This is a genomic window from Paenibacillus sp. 1011MAR3C5 (assembly GCF_003591485.1).
In the GTDB taxonomy this organism is placed as follows: domain Bacteria; phylum Bacillota; class Bacilli; order Paenibacillales; family Paenibacillaceae; genus Pristimantibacillus.
In genome coordinates, this window is record NZ_QZCF01000002.1 from 710,110 (window position 1) to 732,049 (window position 21,940).

Annotated in this window: 22 protein-coding genes and 1 riboswitch; of the genes, 16 read left to right on the forward strand and 6 right to left on the reverse strand. The window is 51.4% G+C overall.

Annotated elements, in window-relative coordinates; genetic code table 11:
• The first annotated feature begins 77 nt into the window (after positions 1–77).
• The 6 genes from D3P07_RS08330 to D3P07_RS08355 all read left to right on the forward strand — a co-directional run bounded on the left by D3P07_RS08330 (position 78) and on the right by D3P07_RS08355 (position 7,073).
• Positions 78–1,718, forward strand: a complete 1,641-nt coding sequence (locus D3P07_RS08330; RefSeq protein WP_119799717.1) for an amino acid permease — start codon at positions 78–80, stop codon at positions 1,716–1,718.
• A 265-nt stretch (positions 1,719–1,983) separates the two neighbouring features.
• Positions 1,984–2,658 carry an MOSC domain-containing protein gene (locus tag D3P07_RS08335; RefSeq protein WP_119799718.1) on the forward strand — a complete coding sequence of 225 codons (675 nt, stop codon included), beginning with the start codon at positions 1,984–1,986 and terminating at the stop codon, positions 2,656–2,658.
• Positions 2,659–2,694: 36 nt separating this feature from the next.
• Positions 2,695–3,603, forward strand: a complete 909-nt coding sequence (locus D3P07_RS08340; RefSeq protein WP_119799719.1) for a polysaccharide deacetylase family protein — start codon at positions 2,695–2,697, stop codon at positions 3,601–3,603.
• A 32-nt stretch (positions 3,604–3,635) separates the two neighbouring features.
• The gene (locus D3P07_RS08345; protein ID WP_119799720.1) at positions 3,636–4,595 is read left to right on the forward strand and encodes an AAA family ATPase; all 960 of its coding nucleotides are present in this window, start codon (positions 3,636–3,638) and stop codon (positions 4,593–4,595) included.
• A gap of 7 nt (positions 4,596–4,602) precedes the next feature.
• Positions 4,603–5,736 (forward strand): DUF58 domain-containing protein, encoded by a 1,134-nt coding sequence (locus D3P07_RS08350; protein WP_119799721.1) that lies wholly within the window; start codon positions 4,603–4,605, stop codon positions 5,734–5,736.
• Positions 5,733–7,073: a DUF4129 domain-containing protein gene (locus D3P07_RS08355; protein WP_119799722.1), complete on the forward strand. Its 1,341-nt coding sequence runs from the start codon at positions 5,733–5,735 to the stop codon at positions 7,071–7,073. Before D3P07_RS08350 ends, D3P07_RS08355 begins: the two co-directional genes overlap by 4 nt.
• A gap of 13 nt (positions 7,074–7,086) precedes the next feature.
• Here the strand turns inward: D3P07_RS08355 and D3P07_RS08360 are convergent, their stop codons facing one another.
• On the reverse strand, positions 7,087–8,073 hold the full coding sequence (locus tag D3P07_RS08360; protein ID WP_119799723.1) for a YpdA family putative bacillithiol disulfide reductase: 987 nt from the start codon (positions 8,071–8,073) through the stop codon (positions 7,087–7,089).
• A gap of 171 nt (positions 8,074–8,244) precedes the next feature.
• Between D3P07_RS08360 and D3P07_RS08365 the strand changes: the two genes are divergently transcribed.
• Positions 8,245–8,766 carry an ADP-heptose synthase gene (locus D3P07_RS08365; protein WP_119799724.1) on the forward strand — a complete coding sequence of 174 codons (522 nt, stop codon included), beginning with the start codon at positions 8,245–8,247 and terminating at the stop codon, positions 8,764–8,766.
• 58 nt (positions 8,767–8,824) lie between these two features.
• Here the strand turns inward: D3P07_RS08365 and xerS are convergent, their stop codons facing one another.
• Positions 8,825–9,922: a tyrosine recombinase XerS gene (xerS, locus tag D3P07_RS08370; protein WP_119799725.1), complete on the reverse strand. Its 1,098-nt coding sequence runs from the start codon at positions 9,920–9,922 to the stop codon at positions 8,825–8,827.
• Positions 9,923–10,254: 332 nt separating this feature from the next.
• Here xerS and sleB point away from each other — a divergent pair, with 332 nt between their 5' ends.
• The 4 genes from sleB to D3P07_RS08390 all read left to right on the forward strand — a co-directional run bounded on the left by sleB (position 10,255) and on the right by D3P07_RS08390 (position 13,180).
• On the forward strand, positions 10,255–10,911 hold the full coding sequence (gene sleB / locus D3P07_RS08375) for a spore cortex-lytic enzyme (protein ID WP_119799726.1): 657 nt from the start codon (positions 10,255–10,257) through the stop codon (positions 10,909–10,911).
• A gap of 112 nt (positions 10,912–11,023) precedes the next feature.
• A complete protein-coding gene (locus D3P07_RS08380) occupies positions 11,024–11,743 on the forward strand; it encodes a DsbA family oxidoreductase (RefSeq protein ID WP_119799727.1) in 720 nt (239 codons plus the stop codon).
• Positions 11,744–11,810: 67 nt separating this feature from the next.
• The gene (locus D3P07_RS08385; protein ID WP_119799728.1) at positions 11,811–12,896 is read left to right on the forward strand and encodes a lactonase family protein; all 1,086 of its coding nucleotides are present in this window, start codon (positions 11,811–11,813) and stop codon (positions 12,894–12,896) included.
• 68 nt (positions 12,897–12,964) lie between these two features.
• Positions 12,965–13,180, forward strand: coding sequence for a cold-inducible protein YdjO-related protein (locus D3P07_RS08390; RefSeq protein ID WP_119799729.1), 216 nt, complete (start codon positions 12,965–12,967; stop codon positions 13,178–13,180).
• A 64-nt stretch (positions 13,181–13,244) separates the two neighbouring features.
• On the opposite strand, the gene D3P07_RS08395 is transcribed toward D3P07_RS08390, so the two are convergent.
• Both D3P07_RS08395 and D3P07_RS08400 read right to left on the reverse strand, forming a co-directional pair.
• A complete protein-coding gene (locus D3P07_RS08395; RefSeq protein ID WP_119799730.1) occupies positions 13,245–13,559 on the reverse strand; it encodes a DMT family transporter in 315 nt (104 codons plus the stop codon).
• A complete protein-coding gene (locus D3P07_RS08400; RefSeq protein WP_119799731.1) occupies positions 13,556–13,927 on the reverse strand; it encodes a DMT family transporter in 372 nt (123 codons plus the stop codon). The genes D3P07_RS08395 and D3P07_RS08400 overlap by 4 nt, the downstream gene beginning before the upstream one ends.
• A gap of 120 nt (positions 13,928–14,047) precedes the next feature.
• Positions 14,048–14,147: riboswitch (guanidine-I (ykkC/yxkD leader) on the reverse strand.
• Between the two features lie 107 nt (positions 14,148–14,254).
• On the opposite strand from D3P07_RS08400, the gene D3P07_RS08405 reads away from it, so the two are divergent.
• Both D3P07_RS08405 and D3P07_RS08410 read left to right on the forward strand, forming a co-directional pair.
• The gene (locus D3P07_RS08405; protein WP_259391393.1) at positions 14,255–14,698 is read left to right on the forward strand and encodes a thiol-disulfide oxidoreductase DCC family protein; all 444 of its coding nucleotides are present in this window, start codon (positions 14,255–14,257) and stop codon (positions 14,696–14,698) included.
• Between the two features lie 46 nt (positions 14,699–14,744).
• Positions 14,745–15,623, forward strand: coding sequence for a radical SAM/SPASM domain-containing protein (locus D3P07_RS08410; RefSeq protein ID WP_119799732.1), 879 nt, complete (start codon positions 14,745–14,747; stop codon positions 15,621–15,623).
• Here D3P07_RS08410 and D3P07_RS08415 read toward each other — a convergent pair.
• Positions 15,605–16,792, reverse strand: a complete 1,188-nt coding sequence (locus D3P07_RS08415) for a chloride channel protein (protein ID WP_119799733.1) — start codon at positions 16,790–16,792, stop codon at positions 15,605–15,607. The two genes, D3P07_RS08410 and D3P07_RS08415, sit on opposite strands and share 19 nt — an antisense overlap.
• 182 nt (positions 16,793–16,974) lie before the next feature.
• Positions 16,975–17,934, reverse strand: coding sequence for a cation diffusion facilitator family transporter (locus D3P07_RS08420; RefSeq protein ID WP_119799734.1), 960 nt, complete (start codon positions 17,932–17,934; stop codon positions 16,975–16,977).
• A 182-nt stretch (positions 17,935–18,116) separates the two neighbouring features.
• Between D3P07_RS08420 and D3P07_RS08425 the strand changes: the two genes are divergently transcribed.
• The 3 genes from D3P07_RS08425 to D3P07_RS08435 all read left to right on the forward strand — a co-directional run bounded on the left by D3P07_RS08425 (position 18,117) and on the right by D3P07_RS08435 (position 21,883).
• The gene (locus D3P07_RS08425) at positions 18,117–18,542 is read left to right on the forward strand and encodes a GNAT family N-acetyltransferase (RefSeq protein WP_119799735.1); all 426 of its coding nucleotides are present in this window, start codon (positions 18,117–18,119) and stop codon (positions 18,540–18,542) included.
• A 65-nt stretch (positions 18,543–18,607) separates the two neighbouring features.
• On the forward strand, positions 18,608–20,038 hold the full coding sequence (locus D3P07_RS08430) for an MBOAT family O-acyltransferase (protein WP_119799736.1): 1,431 nt from the start codon (positions 18,608–18,610) through the stop codon (positions 20,036–20,038).
• A 9-nt stretch (positions 20,039–20,047) separates the two neighbouring features.
• Entirely contained in the window at positions 20,048–21,883 is a 1,836-nt protein-coding gene (locus D3P07_RS08435; RefSeq protein ID WP_119799737.1) for a polysaccharide deacetylase family protein, read from the forward strand.
• Positions 21,884–21,940 lie beyond the last annotated feature (57 nt).

Sequence of the window (21,940 nt, forward strand, 5' to 3'; positions counted from 1 at the left end):
TTTTTGCGTGTGCCATAGAAGTACAAGTTGCATGCCCTGATGCCTCTTCACATAGAGTAGGATATGGGGGTGAGGACATGATTGCCGCTTATATCGGGTTGCTGTTGGCTGCCATTGTATGCGTGCTGATCTTTGCATTGGCTTATAAGGCCAGTACCGGTTATCGGACCAGCAGATATCAAAGCATGATGCGCTACGGCAAGGAAACGCAAGCCATGCAGGACAGGCAGGACCTGTACCGGTTCGGCTTGACCCAGCCGCTGCGGCGAGACAGAAGCAGCTGGCAGACAATCGGCTTGTCGTTCGGCACGATGGCTTTGATCGGAAGCGCGGCTCTCTGGTTCGGACCGGCAGTAGGACAAGGGGGATTGTCCATTATCGGATTCGGCTTGCCGATTCTGGCGTTATGCTATATATGTGTGAGCAGCAGCTTGGCAGAGGTCGCCTCCGCGATGCCAACGGCAGGGAGCCTGTCGCATGCATCCATTGTGATGGGAGGCGCGAAATGGGGGAGACGTGCCGGCTGGTTCCACGTTGCAGGCCATATAACGATGCTTGCGCTCTTCATCGGAGGTTGCGCCTACTTGTCTGACAGTGTCGCGTCTTGGTATTTCGGTTATACGCCTTCATTCATCAGCTTCTTATGCCTGGCAGTTCTCATTGCGGTTGTGCAAGCCCTATGTCTGCATTGGGGGGGCGTCTTGATAAACTGGCTGCATGGCGCAGGTATTTGGATGCAGCTGCTTACGGCCGGACTTGTGGCGGGAGCAATTCTGTGGCTGTTGTGGCCGAATTCCTATTCCGCAGCTGTTCTGTATCAATTCAATACGGCAAGCTTTCTAGAGCATGTCCGTCCGGAATCGTATTTGGTTGGTCTGCTGCTGCTCATGAAGCTATTTCTCGGGATGGATGGAGCGGCAGCTGGTGCAGAAGAGACGCTTGAGCCGCGAGTGCGGGTGCCATGGGCGATTTATTTGTCCACCGCCTATACATACATTGCCGGGCTGATCTTGCTGACGCTCGTTTCCTTGGCTGCCGCGCATTCCTATGGGACAGGGGGTTTGATGCTATCTGCATCAGGGGCGTCAGCCGCACAAGGCTTCGATTGGTTTGTCCGGACAGCGATGACAGGCTGGGGCGGTTCATGGCTCATAGCCATTCTGATCATCGTATCACTAGGGGCAAGCGGTCTTCAGTCCATGTCGGTATGCGCACGGATCATGTTCAGCCTGGCGAGGGATGAATCGATCCCTTGCAGCAGATGGATCGGACGTGTCTCCTCTGAAGGGAGGATAACTTCACTCGGCAGTTGGACTGCCGCTGCAGCGGCAATATTGCTGCTGCTCTGTGCTCAGTTATGGTGGAATAACGAAACATTCATCGGACTGTTGGCTGTATCCATCGTCTTCCTGCATACTGCCTATGCGATTCCAATCGGACTCAGGCTGCGGGAGCGATTGCAGGCCCGACATGGAGGAAGCCGCGGCGAGATGGAAGGGATATGGCGCGACGCGCCGTGGCATCTAGGGGAATGGAGTCAACCGGTTAATGCGATTGCTTTTTGCTGGTTAGGCTTGAGCGGTATATTGGCAATTGCCTTTCTGACATTGGATGCGGCAATCGCCGCACTTGGCTTAGGTTTGCTATTAGCGTTATATGAGACCTGGTTTCTATGGAAGGCAGGAGCAACTACGAGCAGCAGTGAAATTCGAAACTGAATGGAGCTGGAACAGAAGGGCGCATAGATGGGAAATGAATCATTTCCGGCTGATCATTTCCCGGGGAAGCGCAATAACGGACAGAAACTAAACGGTTTCGACAGCGGCTTTAGGGGCTGGCAAAGAACATGTCGAAAGGGTTAATGGTGGAGCGTCGTATTAACTAGTGTCATTAATATTAATGGCACTGTTTTCTTTGCCAACTTCTCCCTGTAAAGCTTATAATGGACATAGATAAACGAGATTAATAGAAAAGAGGAGCAGCATGAACGAAGGTGGTACGGCTACCCTGGCTTCGCTGCAAGTGGGGCAGCCCCAATTGCTGCAGCATGGCGCGAAGCAAGTGCTCAGCGGCATTTTCAAATCAGCCTCGGAAGAAGCGAGAAAGGTACATGTTCTCGGCATAGAAGGGGATGGACAAGGCGATACGGTTCACCATGGCGGGCCGGACAAGGCAATCTGCGCTTATTTTGTAGACAGGTATCCCTATTGGTCGGAGCATTTTGGCCGTCCCTTCCAGAATGGGGCGTTTGGAGAAAATTTCACGCTGTCCAACTGGACAGAGGATCAGATTCACATTGGCGATATTGTGGCAATCGGCCATACTGTGCTGCAAGTGAGCCAGCCTAGACAGCCTTGCTACAAGCTGGGCTTGCGCAATGGATTGCCTGAGCTGCCAGCGCTCGCGCAGCAGACGGGATATACGGGATTCTACTTCCGTGTGCTGCAGGAAGGCACTGTGAAGGCAGGAGATTCTGTTGTCATCGTGGAGCGTCACAAAGCGAGGCTCACGATAGCAGACGCCAACCGCGTCATGTATAAGGATAAATCCAATATGAAAGCGATTCAAACGCTGCTTGATATAGCAGAACTGGCGGCAAGCTGGCGTGATCAATTGACAGCGAGACTGAACAAGCTGTCTTCGGAACGTCATGAATAATATATGCCATTAAATAATCGGATGGAGGTATGGAAGATGAGCTTGGCGCAAGAGCTAGGATATAACGCGGATGATCGACTTCTTATAATTAATGCCGATGATTACGGATTATGCCATTCGGTCAATACAGCTGTACAACAATTGCTGACAGAGGGTGCGATCAGCTCTGCCACGATCATGATGCCTTGCGGGTGGGCAAGGGAAGCTGCGTTATGGAGCGCGGCTCATCCTGGGCATGATGTAGGCGTGCATCTGACCTTCACCAGCGAATGGAGTGCTTACAGCTGGGGACCTGTCTCGAATGATAGCGATGTCACATCTTTGACGACAGCTGAAGGCTACTTTCATCCAGATGTACGCAGCTTTGAGCTGCACGCGGAATCGGAACATGTGAAGCGGGAGCTGACGAATCAAATCGAGAAGGCGATCAAGCTAGGGATGAAGCCAACGCATGCCGACAATCACATGGGCAGCTTATATGGTCTGCAGACCGGAAAACACTTTATGGTCGAGGTGCTGGATGTATGCGCGGCTTACGGCCTGCCATTCCGGCTTCCGAGGTACGTGCAGGTGGAGAGCGGCGTCGCTCCGCCGGAGATGGAGGAGCAAGCGCGTGCGGTCGCAGCGCTAGCGGATGCCAAAGGCATAGTCATTCTGGATTATTTGCTAGGCTTGCCATTCCCGCTTCAAGAGGGTGAAAGCTTCGATTCATTCAAGGCCGATATGAAGCAGCTGCTGACATCTTTAAAGCCGGGCGTATCGGAATTGATTATCCATCCATCTAACGTAACGGATGAGCTGAACGCCTTTCACCGCGAACCGGTGAAGCGCGGGATGGAATTCGATATTTTCCGCGATGCGGACGTGCGCAAGACGATCGAAGAGCAGGGCATCAAGCTGATCCGTTGGAGCGACCTCCAGAGATTACAGCGAAGCCGCACATAATTCAACTAACCACTATATAAGGAGTTGTATCTATGTCTTTGCAAGCGGTTAAACAATTGGCAGATGGCATCAAACAGAACGTCAGTGAAGTGATTATCGGCAAGGAGGAGGTAGTCGAGCTTCTATTCATCGGTCTGCTGACATCCGGTCATGTGCTGCTGGAGGATGTACCCGGGACAGGGAAGACTGTGCTCGCCAAGTCGTTCGCGAAGTCGCTGTCGCTTGCCTTCAAGCGAGTACAATTCACACCCGATCTGCTGCCTTCGGACTTAAGCGGCATTCATTATTACAATCAGAAGCACGGCGAATTTCAGTTCAGGCCAGGACCGCTGTTCACGAACCTGCTGCTTGCGGATGAGATTAACCGGGCGACGCCAAGAACGCAGTCCAGTCTTCTGGAATGTATGGAAGAACGCCAGGTGAGCATTGATGGTGAAACGATGCAGCTGAACCTTCCATTTATGGTTATCGCGACGCAGAACCCGATTGAGCATCATGGGACGTTCGCGCTGCCGGAAGCCCAGCTCGATCGTTTCCTGTTCAAGGTGAAGATGGGTTATCCGACTACGGAGGAAGGCCTTCGACTGCTCAAGCGCTTCAAGGAGCATGATCCGCTGGAAACGCTGGAGCCTATTGCCGGGGCGGATGAGCTCGCAGCTGCGAGACAAGCGTACCGATCGGTGAGGATCTCCGATGAGGTGCTGGACTACCTGCTGGCCATCGTGGAGCGGACACGTACAAGAGAAGATGTGGCGATTGGGGTAAGTCCCCGTGGCAGCCAGGCGCTGCTGCGGGCGGCACAGGTTCATGCCGTCCTGCGCGGACGCGATTATGTAACGCCAGACGATATTAAGGCAATGGCGAGGCCGACACTTGCGCATCGTCTTTCTCTGCGCGGCATTGCCCGGACGCAAGGACAGGCGGAGAAGGTGCTGGAGGATATTATCCGCCAGTTAGAAGTGCCGGCAGAGACCGGACTCGCGTCCAGGTAGTCCGTTTATGTATATCTTTTGGTTCTTGCTGTTTACGTTGGCAGTCATTTATGGACAAGGGCGCATGTTCAAGCGTCTTGCGCTTCGCAAGCTCAGTTACAGCCGAAAGTTCCGTCAGCATACCTGCTTCGCAGGGGATGAGATCGAGCTTGTAGAGCAGCTTGAGAACCGGAAGAGCTTGCCCGTTCCTTGGCTGCGAGTCGAGTCTCAGCTGCCCGCGCAGCTTCAATTCCGCCAGGGTGAGAACATTGAAGTGAGCAGCGGCAGTCTGTATCAGAATCATCGCAGCTTCTTCAGCCTGGGGAGCTACAAGCGACTGACCCGGACACATTCTATTAAAGCGTTGAAGAGAGGCTGTTACCGTCTTAATTCCGTTACGATGACGGGCGGCGATCTGCTGGGCGTATTTTTGAATCATACGCAATTTCAGTTAAACGACGAGCTAGTTGTCTATCCGCGACCTGCCGATGTTCCATTTCATCTGCTGCCCTCCCGCAGCATGCAGGGCGAATACACCGTTAAGCGTTTCATCGTTCCCGATCCGTTCGTGGTTGCAGGTTCGCGAGAGTATCAGCCCGGCGATTCCATGAAGCAGATTAACTGGAAGGCCAGCGCGCGAACAGGCGGACTGCAGGTTCATCAGTATGACTATACGGCGGAGCGAAATATATTGATTTTGCTTAACGTCGAGGATAGCGAATCCATGTGGAGATCCGTATCGAACGAGCCGCTTATTGAGCGGGGGATTGAGTGGGCGGCAGGCATAGCGAATGCCGCAATCGTAGAAGGCATGGCGGCCGGTTTTGCCGCGAATATGCCAATTGAATCCGGATTGGACAGCGCTCGCATCGAGAGCAGCCGCGGACATGAGCATATGCTGCTGCTGCTGGAGGTTATGGCTATGCTTCAGCTTAGCCGAACTGTAGCGTTCAAGCAGCTGCTGGAGCACGAAGCGTCGCTCGGCTATTCGGACCGAGATATCGTCATCCTTTCCGCATATTGGAACGATTCGCTGGAGCTTGCTTCTGAGAGGCTGCGCGCAGGCGGCAACTCGGTGACGGTGTGGGAAATTCCGAGTGCGAAATCGGATCCCGAGCATGCAGAGGCATCTGTGAAGGCTAGGGAGGGGATGAGCGCATGACAAAAACATCGCGTATCCCGTTGTGGAGAGCCATCGCAACAGGTTATATCGAGCTATTATTTTATTTTCCGATCCTAATGACGCTTACGATATTGTTACTGCCTGCTGCGACCATGAACTGGTGGCTGGCGACGCTCCCGCTCGCCTATTGCGTTCCTCTTGCCGTACTGGGCGCTCATACGCGAATTCGGTTCATTACCCGCTTGCTGCTCATCCTGATTGCAGCTGCAGCCCACGGAGCCGCTGTCGCTATGCTGACAGGCACGGACATGACACCCATCCCGCTCATCGTGATGACGCTGCTCGGGGCCTTATTCACGAGTAGAGGCTACGAGCAATTGAATCAAGGCTGGAAGACCAGCTTCCACAGCGTTCATATGATAACTGGGATAGTGGCTTATATGGCGACCCAAATTCTGAAGATGGTGCTAATTCAGCCGCTCAGCGAGTATACAGGTATTCTGAATGCAGGCATGATAGCTTCCATATTCCTGCTTCTGGTTATTGTGAATGAACGCCATGTCACGAATGAAGTGGTCGATCATCGGAAGTCGCTGGCGCTTAAGGCTACGCGCAAGCAGAACCGGATATGGATTATTGCTTTAATGGCTTTGCTGGGCCTCGTGATGGCATTTGCGCAATTCAGGCAGGCGATAGAGGATTTGTTTCGCTCCATTCTTCGGGCCATATTTGGCCGAATCGGGTCGGGTGAGCCAGCGCCGCCAATTGAAGAACCGCCTCCGCCACCGCTAATATTGCCGGAGGTTGAGCCGAAGGAATATCGCTTCTGGGACTATTTGGAGATATTAATTTTTGTCGTCTTCGTGATTCTAATGGCTGCAGTAACAGTGTACGTTATTAAGCTGGTGTTCAAAAAATTCGGCCATGCCATCAAGATGATGATCAACAAGCTGCTAGGACGCCGAGTCGCCCAGCCGGAGCCTGAGACGGGATATACGGATGAGATTGAGAGCCTGATGTCCTTATCGGATATCCGAAATCGAATGAAGAACAAGCTTAGATCTTTGTTCGGCTCCGGCGAGGGCAAAAACGATGAATGGAATTCGCTTGCTACGAATCGGGAACGGGTAAGATACTTATATCGAAAATGGGTGTCCGACGCAACGAAGCATGGCTATGAGCATAAGCTTCATTTGACGCCTCGTGAGACCGCTGCAGATATGAACGGGAGAATGGAAAAGGCAGGCGATAGGGAGTGGGTTCATTCTTTTATTGAGCAATACGAGGGAGCCCGTTACGGTGACAAAGAGCCTGGCGATGAACAAGTGCAGCATTTACGCTCGAAATTGCAGCCTCATAAGCGAAAACAAAAATAACGGCGGATCGCCGTTATTTTTGTTGTTCAAGCATATGCTGGACGATCTTGCGTCCATGGAAGCGCCCGGACTCGATAAATATTTCATTGGCTTCATGCCGGGAGGCTACAACGCCTGCCAGATAGATCCCTGGAACGTTCGTCTCCATCGTATTTTCATCGAAGGTAGGGTATCCCTCAGCTTCCATCGTCACGCCGGTTTCCATCAAGAAGCCGCGGTCAGGATGGAAACCAGTCAAGGCCAATATAAAATCGTTGGCGAGCTGTTCTTCACCGCCTTCGTGCTGAACGACAACATGCGTATCGGCAATTTCGATAACTTTGGAAGCGAATTTCATGGCAATGGAGCCTTTGGCTACCTTGCCTTCAAAGGTTGGTCTGACCCAAGGCTTGATGCTGGAGGAATAGTGCGACCCGCGATAGATGACCGTTACCTTCGCGCCGACACGCTCCAACTCCAATGCGGCGTCGATAGCGGAGTTGCTGCCCCCGATAATGGCGACCTCCATCCCTGCATAAGGATGGGCTTCATGGAAGAAGTGGCTTACCTTGTCCATCTCCTCGCCAGGGATGCCCAGTCGGTTCGGATGGTCGAAGTAGCCGGTGGCGATGATGACATGGCGGCAATAGCGTTCTCTCGGCGATCCGAAGCGGTCTTCACCGCTCAGCTTGAAGCCTTCCTCGGTACGCGTTATGGACAAGACTGTCTCAAAGGGCTGTACGCGTACATGATGGCGCTGTGCGGCGGTGCGATAATAGTTAAGCGCCTCCAGCCGGGATGGCTTGTCATTAGCTGTTGTGAATGGAATATCGCCAATCTCCAGATTTTCGGGCGAGCTGAAAAAATGCATGTATGTAGGGTATTGGGTGATGGAATGGACTATATTGCGTTTTTCGATAATGAGCGGACGGATGCCCTCGCGCTGGAGCTCGATCGCTGCAGCGAGGCCGCACGGTCCCGCGCCTATTATAATGGTATGTTCGATTGTATGATTAGTCATGCTTGAATCCTCCTGTAGAACGGTCACTGGTATACTTTATGATTATTCACATTGTACTTCGGACAGCGCCGGTGCGCAAATTTGGCGAATAACTATCTTGAACGAGCATCGGTTTGTTGTATAATATGGTGAAAGCTTAACGTTAATATAGATTGAAACAGGGGGAGTGGCATGCGTCGACGGTTTGTAATAGAAGCAGTAATGGTAGCAACGTATGGACATCTTCTCGTCCCGAGTCGTCCGGTTGATTATGTTGTTCCCTATTCCTCCATAGCGGAGCTGTACGATATGAGGGACGGTTCGGACCCGGTGATGGACAATCCCGACGATGACGGCCACGTGAAGGAGAAAATCATGGAGCTGATCGCGTTTTTCGAGGATTCGCTGAACCGGAAAAAGATCGAGAAGGCGCTGCAGGTGCCTTGGCGGGAAAGCTCGGCGCTCTTGCTAAGCGAAGAGATTCATTTTACCGTAGTGAATGCGATGGACAATGCGCAGTATGGTGAAATCTTCGATCCGATCGAGACGGAGCTGCTGCTAACTGGTATGAAGCTGGGGATTCCGCTACTGTCGGATCAATTCGAGTTTCAAGATAAGCTTATCGAGGCTGAAGTGCCCGTGCAAGTATATGATATCGAGGATTTCGAGTTTGCAGTGGAGGAGGGCATCTCTGCTGAGGACCTGGAAGTGTAGCAGCGGTTATGCGCTTATACGATAGAATAGAAAAAGGCAAGTTGGATGGGGCAGCGCCCTAATCGTCCAACTTGCCTTCTTGCTGTCTGCGGTCGATGGCCTCGGCCATCGTCTTATCTGTCAGATGCGCGTATATTTGTGTAGTCTCGGGTGAAGCATGCCCAAGCTGCTCTTGCGTTTTGTAAATATCATTCTGCAAATAATAGTCCGTAGCGAAGGAATGCCGAAGCTTATGGACGGACAGATAAGGCTTGCCAAAGCGTTTGGCGTACTTGATCACCATTGCCTGGATCGCCCGTTTCGTCATTCGGGAGCCTTCATTGTTGCCGTTGGCGACGGCGAGGAACAGCGCTTTCTCCCGTCTAGGGCATTTGTAGCGGGTTTCTCTCAGGGATAAATAATGATTCAAATCTTCAACCGCTTCGCTGCGGAAGTAAACGGGTGTTTTGAAGGTATCGTCGTTTTTGCCCTTGCGGTAAACGTAACACAGCTTCTTCTTCAGATCTATGTCATCCGTATTTAGATTGACCAGCTCCGAGACGCGAAGACCGGAATGAAGAATAAAGCTGATAATGCAAGCATCCCTAATTTTGTTCAGCTCATAAGAATAGGAGGCTTGCTTGTTTTTCGCGATCTCTATACCATACCCTTGCTTGATATAGTCAAGAAACTCCGTAATTTCCTCTTCCTGCAGCAGCTTGCCCTCCAGCTTAGCAGCGGTGTCCTTCGGCTTGTGCGTGCGCTTGATCGAAACTTTCGCCATCACATTTCGCTTAAGGAGCGGGTAAAAGTCGTCATCCTCTGCGATTTGGCTCAAATAATGGAACAAGGAGCGAAGCGAGGACAGCTTTCTGGAAATCGTCGTTCGATTGTTGCGCTCCGGCTTATAGGTAGAGAGGAACATACGATACGCATCGATGCTCTCCATCTTGAGCGTCTCCAGGTCTTGAAGGGGTACGGCCTTCAGATTAGCCGCTTCGGTCAGCCCCTCGCTGATAAGCCAATGAAGAAACGTCTCGTAATCCCTCATATATTCCACTAGCGAGGACGGGGAGAGGTCGGGCAGCTTATAGTTGATGAATTGCTCGATGTACCATGGCATGGTCGGAAGCTTGGCGTCCAGCTCCTGCCTGTCTTTCATCTTTATAATGTTCATTGCTTTTTCTCCTCGAATATCTATCTCTTTAGCTTATTGTACCAATGGGCGTGTTGGGGGACAATCCTTGGACAACTTCTTTCTGATTGATTATCGGATAAAAAACTCCATAGGTTGATGAATGGAATTAATCGTATGTTACTTCTGGATGAGCGCGATATTTATTAGTATGAACAAATTATTTTTCTAAGAAATTTAATCTTTTCTCTTGAACTTTCAATTTTATTAGTAAATTCATGTAATTAGTTCAATTCTGTTACATGATAATTGCAACTATGTTACACTACAACGAGTCGCTGTGCGGCAATGAATGAAGGAGGTCATGTCTCTAGATGAAGAAGAAACTCGTTGTCATGACGTTGGCATTCGCTGTAGGATTATCCGCATTAACCGGATTGTCCGTTCCGACTGCGCATGCAGCCGCGCCGCAAACGTTGTCTTATGGAAGCTCAGTTCCGGATGTTCCGGACTTACAATATCGCTTGAAAGTACTAGGCTATTTCAATACGGACATTACCCCGTATTTCGGACCTGTTACCAGAGACTCTCTCGTTCGTTTCCAGCGGGACTATGGGCTGGCAGCTGACGGGATAGCCGGAAACCAGACATGGGCGATGCTGAAGAAAGTATCCGTTAACAAGCATGAGCTTGATTTGCTAGCCAGAATTATTTATGGCGAAGCCAGAGGCGAGCCGTATGTGGGACAGGTTGCCGTTGGGGCGGTTGTCATGAACCGGCTGGCCTCCTCCCGTTTTCCGAATACGGTGAAGGGCGTCATTGAACAGCCGAGAGCGTTCACCGCTGTAGATGATGGCCAATACTTCATGATGCCGGACAAGCAAGCTTACCTGGCGGCACTCGACGCGGTTCGCGGCTACGATCCGACGAATGGCGCGTTGTATTACTTTAATCCGGATACCGCGACTTCCTCGTGGATCTGGACACGTACACAGACAGGAAAGATTGGTCGCCATATATTTGCAGTCTAGACAGCACGCTCCGCCATTGGATGGCGGGGCGTGTTTTTTGTATGCCTGTATTCGTTCATTCGAATGGAACATGGTATAATAAAGGTTATATTCATTCAGGAGGTGGAAGTACATGAAAGTTGAAATATGGTCGGACTTTGTATGTCCGTTCTGTTATATCGGGAAGAAGAAATTCGAGGCAGCTTTAGCCCAATTCGCCCACAAGGAACATATCGTGACCGAATTCAGAAGCTTCGAGCTTAATCCGAAGGCGGATTCGAGCGCTCGAATCCGCACGTACGATATGCTGTCCCAAAAATACGGCATGACTGTGGAGCAAGCGAAAGCATCCAGTGACAATCTCGTGCAGCAAGCAGCTGCCGTTGGCCTCCACTTTAAATTCGATGACGCAATGGAGCTTAACACCTTCGACACGCATCGCCTGGCTCAATATGGCGAGTCGCAGGGCCGCGGCGCAGAGACGGCGGAGCGCTTGTTCCGGGCTTACTTTACCGATAATGAAGATATTTCGGACAAAGCGCGCCTGGTAGAGCTTGCGGTCGAAGCTGGACTTGAAGAAGCAGCAGTTAGAGCCGTTCTGGAATCGGATCAGTTCGCGGATGTGGTCCGCGGCCAAGAGGAAGAAGGCAGCCGGTTGGGTATTCGCGGTGTGCCGTTCTTCGTGATCGACCGGAAGTACGCCGTATCCGGCGCGCAATCTCCGGCTGTATTTCTGGACACGCTGAATAAGGCGTGGGAGGCCAAATATCCGACGCTTGTGCAAGTAAGCGACGATCAGAGCGGGGCTTCTTGTACGGACGGATATTGCGCTCCCGGCACGGACAAGTCCTAAATAAGGCGAATGGACTGGCATCCGGCCGTCCATACTAACTATCTGATTTCTTGGGGAGGAATAGGTTGTGGCTGAACAACGTCAATTGCTTGTATTCTCGGGATCATACGCCGAAGAATCCGATCAAGGACTGCGCGTATTCCGTCTTGATGAGTCGAGCGGGCAATTATTGGAGACCGGCTCTTATGCCGGCTTGAAAAATCCGACGTTCGTCCATGTCGATGCGGAGCGGAAGCTGCTTTATTCGATATCGGAAGGCGTAAATGCAGAAGGCCAGAAAGCGGGTGAGGCGGCGTCATTCCGTATTGATGATAAGGAAGGGAAGCTTGAACTGATTAGCCGTCGTCTGACAGTGGCGGGCACAACTTGTCATATTCAGCGCGATCAAGGCAACCGCTTCTTGACGGTGACCAGCTATCACGGCGGAATGACCGGACTGCTGCGCATCGAGGAGGACGGCTCCATCGGAGAAGTGGGCGATGTGCGCCAGCATGAGGGAAGCAGCGTCGATCCCGAGCGGCAGGATAGGCCCCATCCGCATTCCAGCTTTTACAGTCCTGACGGCCGCTTCTTGCTCGTGCAGGATCTTGGGCTTGATATGATTGCGATCTATCGGCTCGATGCTGAGGAGGGCAAGCTCGTGCCTCATGACATGGTTAAGCTTCACGGAGGAGCGGGTCCCCGGCATCTGACGTTCCATCCGAACGGGAGATTTGCTTTTGTGATCAATGAGCTTGATTCCACGATTACTTCGTTAGCGTATGATTCGGCGCAAGGAAAGCTTGAAGTGTTGGGAACGGTCAGCACGCTTCCTGCCGATTATAGCGGAGAGAACGGAACCGCCGAGATTGCAATCTCGGGTAACGGACGCTACCTGTACGGCTCTAACCGCGGACATGACAGCATCGTCGTATTCGCGGTGGATCCAGAGAACGGCGGCTTAAGCCTGATCCAACACATGCCGTCAGGCGGCGGACACCCAAGGCATTTCGCCTTAACGCCCAATGGTCAATATTTGCTTGCTGCCAATCGCGACGCAAACAACATCGTGACGTTCCGCGTGGATGCGGAGCAGGGAACGTTGCGTGCTACTGGGTATGAAGCGGAAGCAACAAAACCGGTCTGTGTTATTCCTGCATATTTTAATGCATAAATGATTAATGATATAAATAAAACAGAGAAATCCGAATGAAATTGGATAGATGAAAGGGATCGTTATTCTTGACAACCAGCACAGACACGAAAGAAAACCTTAAGCCTACGAAGATTTGGAAATGCAAAAACGCGGAATGCAAAGCATGGGTAAGGGATGAGTTCGCGGCATCCGAGCAGAAATGCCCAATCTGCAGCGGTCCAATGCTCCGAAGCATGAGGCATCTCCCCCCTGTTCAGAACAAAGCAAAGTCTCAGCCCCGCAAACCCAAATCAGACTTCTAATCCTCTTTATGCCAATCGCCCATGTTCCGTTAACGGAGCATGGGCGATTGATTGTTATGACCGATTAGCCGATAAGCTTAAGGCCGATGACGGCACCGAGTACAAGTGCGATAAACAAAATACGCATAAAGCTTTTGGATTCGCGGAAGAACAAGATACCGACAAGCGCACTGCCGACCGTGCCTATACCCGTCCATACCGCGTATGCTGTACCCATCGGCATATCCTTCATGCCAAGGGATAGTAGAATGAAGCTGATCAGGAAGCCGCCGCCGAGCATAAGGGCACTCTGGAGCGATGCTTTTTTGTTATACTGGGCAATACCCGCTACCCCGACGACCTCGAACAATCCTGCCAGTATGACCAGAAACCAACTCATGCAGGCTCACCTTCTTTCTTAGGGAGAGGGTCTTCATCTCCGTCATGCGTGACCATTTTAAGGCCAATGATGCCAATGAGAAGTACGGCTACTAATCCGATCTTGCTCCACCGGAACGGCTCGCCAAAGACTGTCATCTCGACGAGTACGGTGCCTACTGTCCCCAGTCCGACGAATACCGCATAAGCCGTGCTTGTCGGCAGCTTCTTCGCTGTATAGATCAACAGCAGGAAGCTGACGATAATTGCGACAATCGTTCCCGCCCACGCTGGAAGGCTTTCGGCATGCTTGAGGCCCATCACCCACAACACTTCAAAACAAGCCGCCACGATAACGAGCAGCCAATACTTGTTTTGGCTCGATTTCATTGTACGTCCACTCCTTTTCTTTAGTTTTTGATGTTGCATAAAACTTCATTCACAGGACCAAACAGGGCAGCAATTGATTAAAATAGGCACAAAAAAAGCCCTGGAAGCATCTGGTCGATGTTCTCCCGGGCTTTTATCCCTCCGTGTTGCCGCGGCGGCAGCCGCGTGTCTTCCCTCGGACCAGACCGGCATCTGCCGCGGAACCCTAGAAGACTATTATTTCATGAAGTTTCGTTTGATTATAGTACACTCCGGGGCAGGGGTCAAGTGCAAGTTCGCTATGAATATGATAGGATGAAGGTAATCGAATTGGAGAGGGGATGTGTCATGGTTATGCTGCAGCAGCAAAGACGGACCGGGGGCGAGGCGATCGTCTTGATCGATGGGGAATGCCATCTGTGCCAGCATATTACCCGATATTTGATTGAACATGACAAGAAGCGCGCTTTTTCCTTCGCGACGCTGCAATCCGCCGCTGGTCAGCGCTTGCTTCGACAAGGCGGCTTAAATACGGATGATTGGGATTCGTTCGTTCTGTATGAGAACGAGCGATTTTATATGAACTCTGGCGCTGCGTTAAGGGTGCTGAAAGGTCTGGGAGGCTGGAGGAGCATGCTGTATGCATTCATTGCCGTTCCTGCGCCATTGCGTGATGCGGTATATCGATGGGTAGCAAGAAACCGACATCGCTTTGGCGGCGGCGCGCCGTCCTGCCTGATGCCTACCCCTGAAGTGTTGTCCCGATTCGTGAAGGACGGCATCGCTTCGTAATCGTAAGGAAATGCTGATTTGAATGCGACCATTGGAGAGAAGCCGGATGAAAAAGTTTAAGAAGTTTTATATAGAAACGACTAGTATATGCAATCTGTCCTGTACCTTCTGTCCGCCGACGCAACGAGCCAAAGGCTTCCTGTCTGTGGAAGACTTCAGCCGAACGCTTGATCAGATAAAGCCATACACCGACTATATCTACTTTCATGTAAAAGGTGAACCGCTATTGCATCCTAAGATTGACATGCTGCTGGATATCGCGCATGAGAAGGGGTTCAAGGTTAATATTACGACGAACGGAACGCTTATTACCAAAAACAAAGCGAAGCTGCTCCATAAGCCGGCTCTGCGGCAAATCAATTTCTCGCTGCACAGCTTTGACGGGCATCCCGGCTCGGAGGATAAGGCGGGTTACTTGGCGGATATTTTGGCCTTCGTGAAGGAAGTTCAGGAATCAAGCGATGTCATTATATCGTATCGCTTATGGAATTTGGACATGGATAATGAAGTGAACAAGCAAAAGGATAAAAACAGAGAGCTTCTCGGGATGATTGAAGAGGCGTATTCGCTTGATTACCATATTGAAGAGAAATTCAAGCCCGGGACAGGCGTAAAGATCGCGGACAACATATATTTGAATCAAGATCCCGAATTCAAGTGGCCCGATTTGAAGGAGCCGGAGGATGACGGAAAAGGATTCTGTTATGCGCTTCGCAATCAAGCCGGCGTCTTAATCGACGGAACGGTTATTCCATGCTGTCTGGATGGAGAGGGTGTCATTAACCTCGGCAACATCCACGATAAGCCTTTCGATGAGATTATTGAAGGAGAGCGGGCAACCAACCTGTACGACGGCTTCTCCCGCAGGGAAGCCGTCGAGGAGCTGTGCCGGAAGTGCGGCTACCGTCAACGCTTCGGGACGTAAGTACGGACGTGGGATTCGTAGATGCCTGTGCGTCCAGAGACGGCCGCGCTGATAAAGCATGCAATCATAATATACAGAGCTCCATGTACCCCGAATAGCTCCAAACCAAGAATAGTGCAGGCAACTGGCGTTTTGGAGGCGGCACCGAATACGGAAGCGAGGCCCAATGCGGCAAGGAATGCTGCTGGCAGAGCCAGGTAAGGCGATAGCGCGCTGCCAAGCGCGGAACCAATAACGAACAGCGGCGTTACTTCTCCGCCCATGAAGCCGGAGCCGAGCGTTACGGCTGTGAACAGGATCTTCCACAGGAAGGCGAGCGGTGAAGTCTCGCCGGCAAAGGCGTCTGCCATCAGAGGAAGTCCCAGTCCCACATAATCGCGGCTGCCGACCCCATACACAAGCGCAATCATGATGATCCCGCCTACAAAGCTGCGAAGCGCCGGATGCTTGAATCCGCGCGCGAACAGCTTCTTCAGCATGGCGGTAAGATGAATGAACAGCGCTGCCGCTAATCCAAAAGCAAATGCTGCCGCCGCGACCTTTAATACGGCGAGCCAGCTAACGGGCGGGAGTGTGCCTATCGCAAAATGGCTATGCTTGATACCCCATGCAAGCGTCACCCCGTGACCTGTGAAGCTGGCGATTAAGCAAGGAAGCAGCGCCTGATAACGCTGACCGCCTCGGCTGCTGGCTTCCAAGCCGAATATGGCGCCGGCAATCGGCGTGCCAAATACGGAACCGAAGCCGGCCCCGATTCCGCATAATACCGCTATTCTGCGATTACGGTCATCAAGACCGAGTCTTCTGCTAATGGCAGAGGAGAGGCTGCCGCTCATCTGTACGGCGGTTCCTTCGCGTCCCGCCGAACCTCCGAAGAGGTGTGTAATGAGCGTGCCGAACAAAACGAGCGGAGCCATCCGCAAGGGAATATTGCCATTCCCGCTATGTACTTGTTCCAATACAAGGTTGTTGCCGCGAATGGCCTCTTTGCCGTATTTCATATAGATGAAGCTCACTGCTGCGCCGCCTATAGGCAGGAGCCATAAGAGCCAGGCATAACGGCTCTGCAGTGCACTAACGCGCTCGAGACTGGCGAGAAAAAGGGCTGAGGCCGAACCGGCTGAGACTCCGATTCCTATGGGAAGAAGAATCCACTTGAGCCATTTCATCAGGTTGCAGCTCCTCCGGAATATGTCAATTGTCTAATGAGCAGACAACGGCTCTATTATACAATGGAATGCCTGCTTCAGGAATGGGAATATGCAAAAGCCCGCATAAGGCAGACACAGCCATCCGAAAATGACCATGTCGCCGCAGCGGGCAGCAGAATTACAGCTATGTCGTCTTACGGTTATGGGCGCTTCCAGGAGATGATTCCGTTATCATCCATAATGCCAAGCGTGACATCGGCAACATCTGGATCTTCCAGCAGCTTGGCGCGTATCCGATGATTGATCTCGGTCGCTTCCGCAAGCGAGAAGCCTTTGCGAAGCTCTACGTAGGCTTCTACATGATAATTTTTGCCTTCCTGAACGATGCGCATCTTGCCGATATCGGCAACATCAGGGTTTTCCAGTATAATAGCGCCTAGCCGTTCCTCCACATCCTTCGGGGCTGCGACGCCGATCAGACCAACCATGTTGTCATAACCAACCTTGAAGGCGACTCCGATCATCAGGCATGCAATCAGAATGGTGGCGATGCCGTCCATTAGCTTGAAGGTGGAGTATTCGGCAAGAATAATCGCGAGCAAGGCAAAAACGGCGCCGAGTGTTGCGACAATATCTTCATAGAATACGAGCCGGGTCGGCGGAGCGGCTCGACCAGCATTGCGGATGGCAGAGGGGATGATGCCCATTCCCTTCGCTCCGCTTCGCGTTTCTTTGACGATCTCTTTCATGGCTTTGATCAGGATAGAGCCGTCAATGGCGATGGCAATGAACAGAATGATGAAGTTGAGCCAGAAGTTCGTTGCTTCCTCGGGATGCTTGATCAGCTTAATCCCTTTGAGGAAGGTCTCATACGCCATAATCGTGACCACAATGACGGCGATCATGCAGAACAGATTCACGACCCTGCCGAAGCCCGTCGGGAATCGCTTGGTTGGCTGACGTTCGGCGAGTACACTTCCGAAGAAGACGAAGCCTTGGTTCACCGCATCCGCAACGGAATGCATAGCGGAGGCGAACATCGTGCCGCTGCCGCTGATGGACGCACCTATCCCTTTAATGATGGCTAGACCGGTATTGCCAAGCGCGGCTGTGGCAGATGAGGTATTGCCTTTTTTGACAAGCGTCCAAAAATTGCCCATAAATGATTGACCCTCCATAACCCAAACTTTAACAGCTATCACAAGTCATTATATGTGTATTATGGGTTTTCTTCAATAAAGGAATGCATGGCGGAGATAACGTCGATATTTGAACCATTTTGGCAATTTGCGGAGATAGCATTATAATGGAGAAGATATGAGGAAGGGAGTGGCGGAGAGTCATGCTTACAAGTGAAAGAGTAGAATCGAAGGAACAGTTGGACGAAGCATACCGCATCCGTATGGAGGTATTCGTGAATGAACAGGGCGTATCTCCCGACGTCGAGATTGACGAGCATGAGGAAGATGCGATCCATGTGTTGGTCAAGTACAACGGGGAGTCAGCCGGGGCTGGCCGAATTCGGGTCGTTGACGGGATTGCGAAGCTGGAGCGGGTATGCGTGCTTGCGCCGTACCGCAAACATAAAATCGGCGCTGCTGTCATGGCGGAGCTAGAAGAAGTAGCCAGGGAAGCCGAACTGACGAAAGCGAAGCTTCATGCGCAGACACAAGCGGCGGGCTTCTACGAGAAGCTGGGCTACACGGCCGATTCCGATGAATTCATGGAGGAAGGCATTCCCCATATTCGCATGATTAAGAAGCTGTAACGGCTTATACGGAGTTTTCAGTCGTTCATCGACATTGATGCATCTATTGAAAGAAGGTTGCTACGTTGATCTTTTCAACCTACACATTTATATTCCTATTCCTGCCGGTGACTTTTCTCGTCTACCGGCTGCTAACCTATGTGAAGGAACCGAATGTTGCCAAGCTATGGCTTGTCATAGCGTCTATTTATTTCTACGCGCAGGGCAGCGGTACCTTCGTCATCCTGTTCATGCTCGACATCTTCGTCAACTTTGCGATCGGCAGTATGATTGTCAAAGCGGGCAAGAGGGGTGCGAACTGGACGAAGCGGCTTCTGCTTGCCATTGGACTACTGCTTAACGTTGCATTTCTTGGCTATTACAAATATTCTAATTTTGCTATTGAAAATGTCAATCATTTGACCGGACAAGCCTTCCCCCTGCTGGAGATTGTGCTGCCGCTGGGGATCTCGTTCTATACATTCCAGCTGATCGCTTATCTGGTTGATTGCTATAAAGGGCTGACCAAGGAAACACCGATAGTAGACTTCCTGTTGTTCATTACCTTCTTCCCGCAATTGATCGTTGGTCCGATCGTGCATCATGCCGATGTCATTCCGCAATACCAGGACAAGGCGATGCGCCGCATCAATCCGACGAATATTATGCTGGGGATGTTCCTGTTCTCAATCGGCTGCGCCAAAAAAATCATGCTGGCCGATCCCATTACCAGTTATGCCGCAACCTTCTACGCTAACGTTGGAGCGGGGGATACACTCTCCGCATGGCTGGCATCAGTCGGATATACGATATCGTATTATTTCGACCTGTCAGGATATGCGGATATGGCGCTTGGACTTGCGCTGTTTTTCAATATTCGGCTGCCGCATAACTTCAATTCGCCTTACAAGGCGCGGAATTTCCGCGAATATTGGCAGCGGTGGCATATGACGCTGTCGAAGTTTCTGTCGGACTATATCTTCCGCAGCTTCTACCGCAAGGGAAGCGGAAGCTTCAATTTCTACTTCTCCGTCATGATGACGTTTTTTGTCTCGGGCTTCTGGCATGGCGCAGGCTGGCAATTTATCGTATGGGGCATTATTAACGGCATATTCGTATGTATGTCCCATTTCATGTACCGCAACAAGTGGAAGCTGCCGTTTGTCTTGGCCTGGACCATGACGTTCGCAGGAGTTATCGGAACACGAATTCTGTTCGTGTCCGATACGATGGGCGAGGCCTGGATTGTCATTCGCAAGATGTTCAGCCTGAGGGATTTTGCCGGTATGGATATGGCATTGGCTCTGGACAAGGTGGCGAGCTTCGCCGCCTACAACGCTTATACGATTGCGCTTCTGCTTGTCGGCATGGCGATTTCATTCTTCGGAAAAAACTCGGCACAGCTGACCCAAGACTTCAAGCCAAGCGTTCGATATGCGGTGGCAGCAGCCCTGCTGCTCGGTATCTCGCTGGCGCAGATGACGTCAGTGTCTAATTTCTTATATTTCCAATTCTGAGGTGACGTAATGAGTTTGCGCAAATGGTTGATCGCATTCGTCGCTTCGCTGGGGCTGGCAGCGGCGGTCGTAGCGGGCTTCAATATTGTCGTTGATCCCTTCGGCGTATTCGGCGACAAGGTGTTGAAATGGCATTCCTACAATATGGTCAATAATCCGCGCGTAGCCAAAATCGGCTACCTGGATCAGTACCATGAACGCTATAATTCGTATATTATCGGCGGTTCCAAGTCAAGCTCGATATCGCCCGAGCTGCTGAACAAGTATTATGGAGACGATGCGAAGTTCTACAGTATGCTGATGTATGGCGGCGACTTCCATGATTATGAGAAAACACTTTATTACTTGATGGATGAATACAAGCCCAAGAATATTGTCGTTCATATGAGCTTGCAGGAGATCAGCCACTTCAACGAGAAGGCGACAGACTTCAAACAATCGCTCCATGCCAAAGTTTCGGGCGAATCGAAGTTCTCGTTCTATCTGGACTATCTGAAGCTGAACCCTTCGTACGGCTATTCCAAGCTGGAGGGCTACGCCAAACGGGCGGTCGACTCGTTCGAATACTCGCAATTCATACCGGAAACAGGCGTCTATAACAAAGTAAAACGGGACGCGGAGAAGGTTGATGACCTGGAAGCATATATGCAAGCGAACAAATCGGCATTCGCGCCATTCGGCAAGCTGGAGGCTTCGGCTCTCGACAAGAACGTCGAGGCACTTTCGCGTATGAAGGCGTACGTGGAGTCGCATGGCGCAACGTTCCGGCTTATTACGGGAGCAACCTCCGAGCAGGAGCTGCTCAGCTATGATATGGAAGAGCTGAAGACGTATTGGACCAAGCTGGCTGATGTTACGGACTTCTGGGACTTCTCCGGCTATACGACGATCAGCGGAGATCCGCGCTACTTCTACGATACGATGCATTACCGCAATACGCTTGGCAGCATGATGCTGGGGTACATCTTCCAGGATGACAGTGTGTATGTGCCAAGCGAATTCGGACATTACACGACCAAAGACAATGTGGCAGAGCACGCAGCCGCCGTATTCGAACGTCCAGAAGCACTTTCCAAGGATGCCATCGACATTCCGATCCTTGTTTATCATCATATAGACGACGATCCGTATGAGCCGAATTCGCTGATTACGCCGCCAGCAAAGTTCCGCAGCGATATGGAGGCGGTTAAGGCTGCTGGCTTCAACGCGGTATTGATCACGGATCTGATCGATTATGTGGACGGGAAGAAGGAATTGCCGGATAATCCGGTTGCTATTACGTTCGATGACGGATACCTAAGCAATTACGAATACGGTTATCCCGTTCTGAAGGAACTAGGTCTTCATGCGACGATTTCGATTATCGGCTGGTCCGTCGGACGCGATGAGCATCGGATTCCGGGCAAGCAGTTTTATCCCCACTTCACATGGAAGCAGGCCAAGGAGATGCAGGTTTCTGGTGTCATCGATATCCAGAACCATAGCTATGACATGCATGAGTCAAACCCGGATGATCCTTCGGTTCGCAGCGGTGTGCTGCAATTGCCGGGTGAATCCAACGGAGATTACGCCAGAGCGCTTCTGTCTGATATCGGAGGCATGGCGGATTCGATCGAGCAGCAGCTTGGCAATACGGTGAATGTCTTTACGTATCCATTCGGCTACTACTCTCATTTGTCCGAGCAGATACTGAAGGACATGGGGTACCGCGTTACCTTATCGACGAAATCAGGGATCAGCCGAATCATCAAAGGCGACCCGGATTCGCTCTTTGCACTGAAACGCATAAATGGCGGGCCGGAAGTGCCGAGCGAGACGCTGGTTGCAAGACTGCAGGGCAAATAAGCAGGATCATTAAAAACAACGAATGTTCAGTTTGGCATATAGCCGTAAAAAAGACTG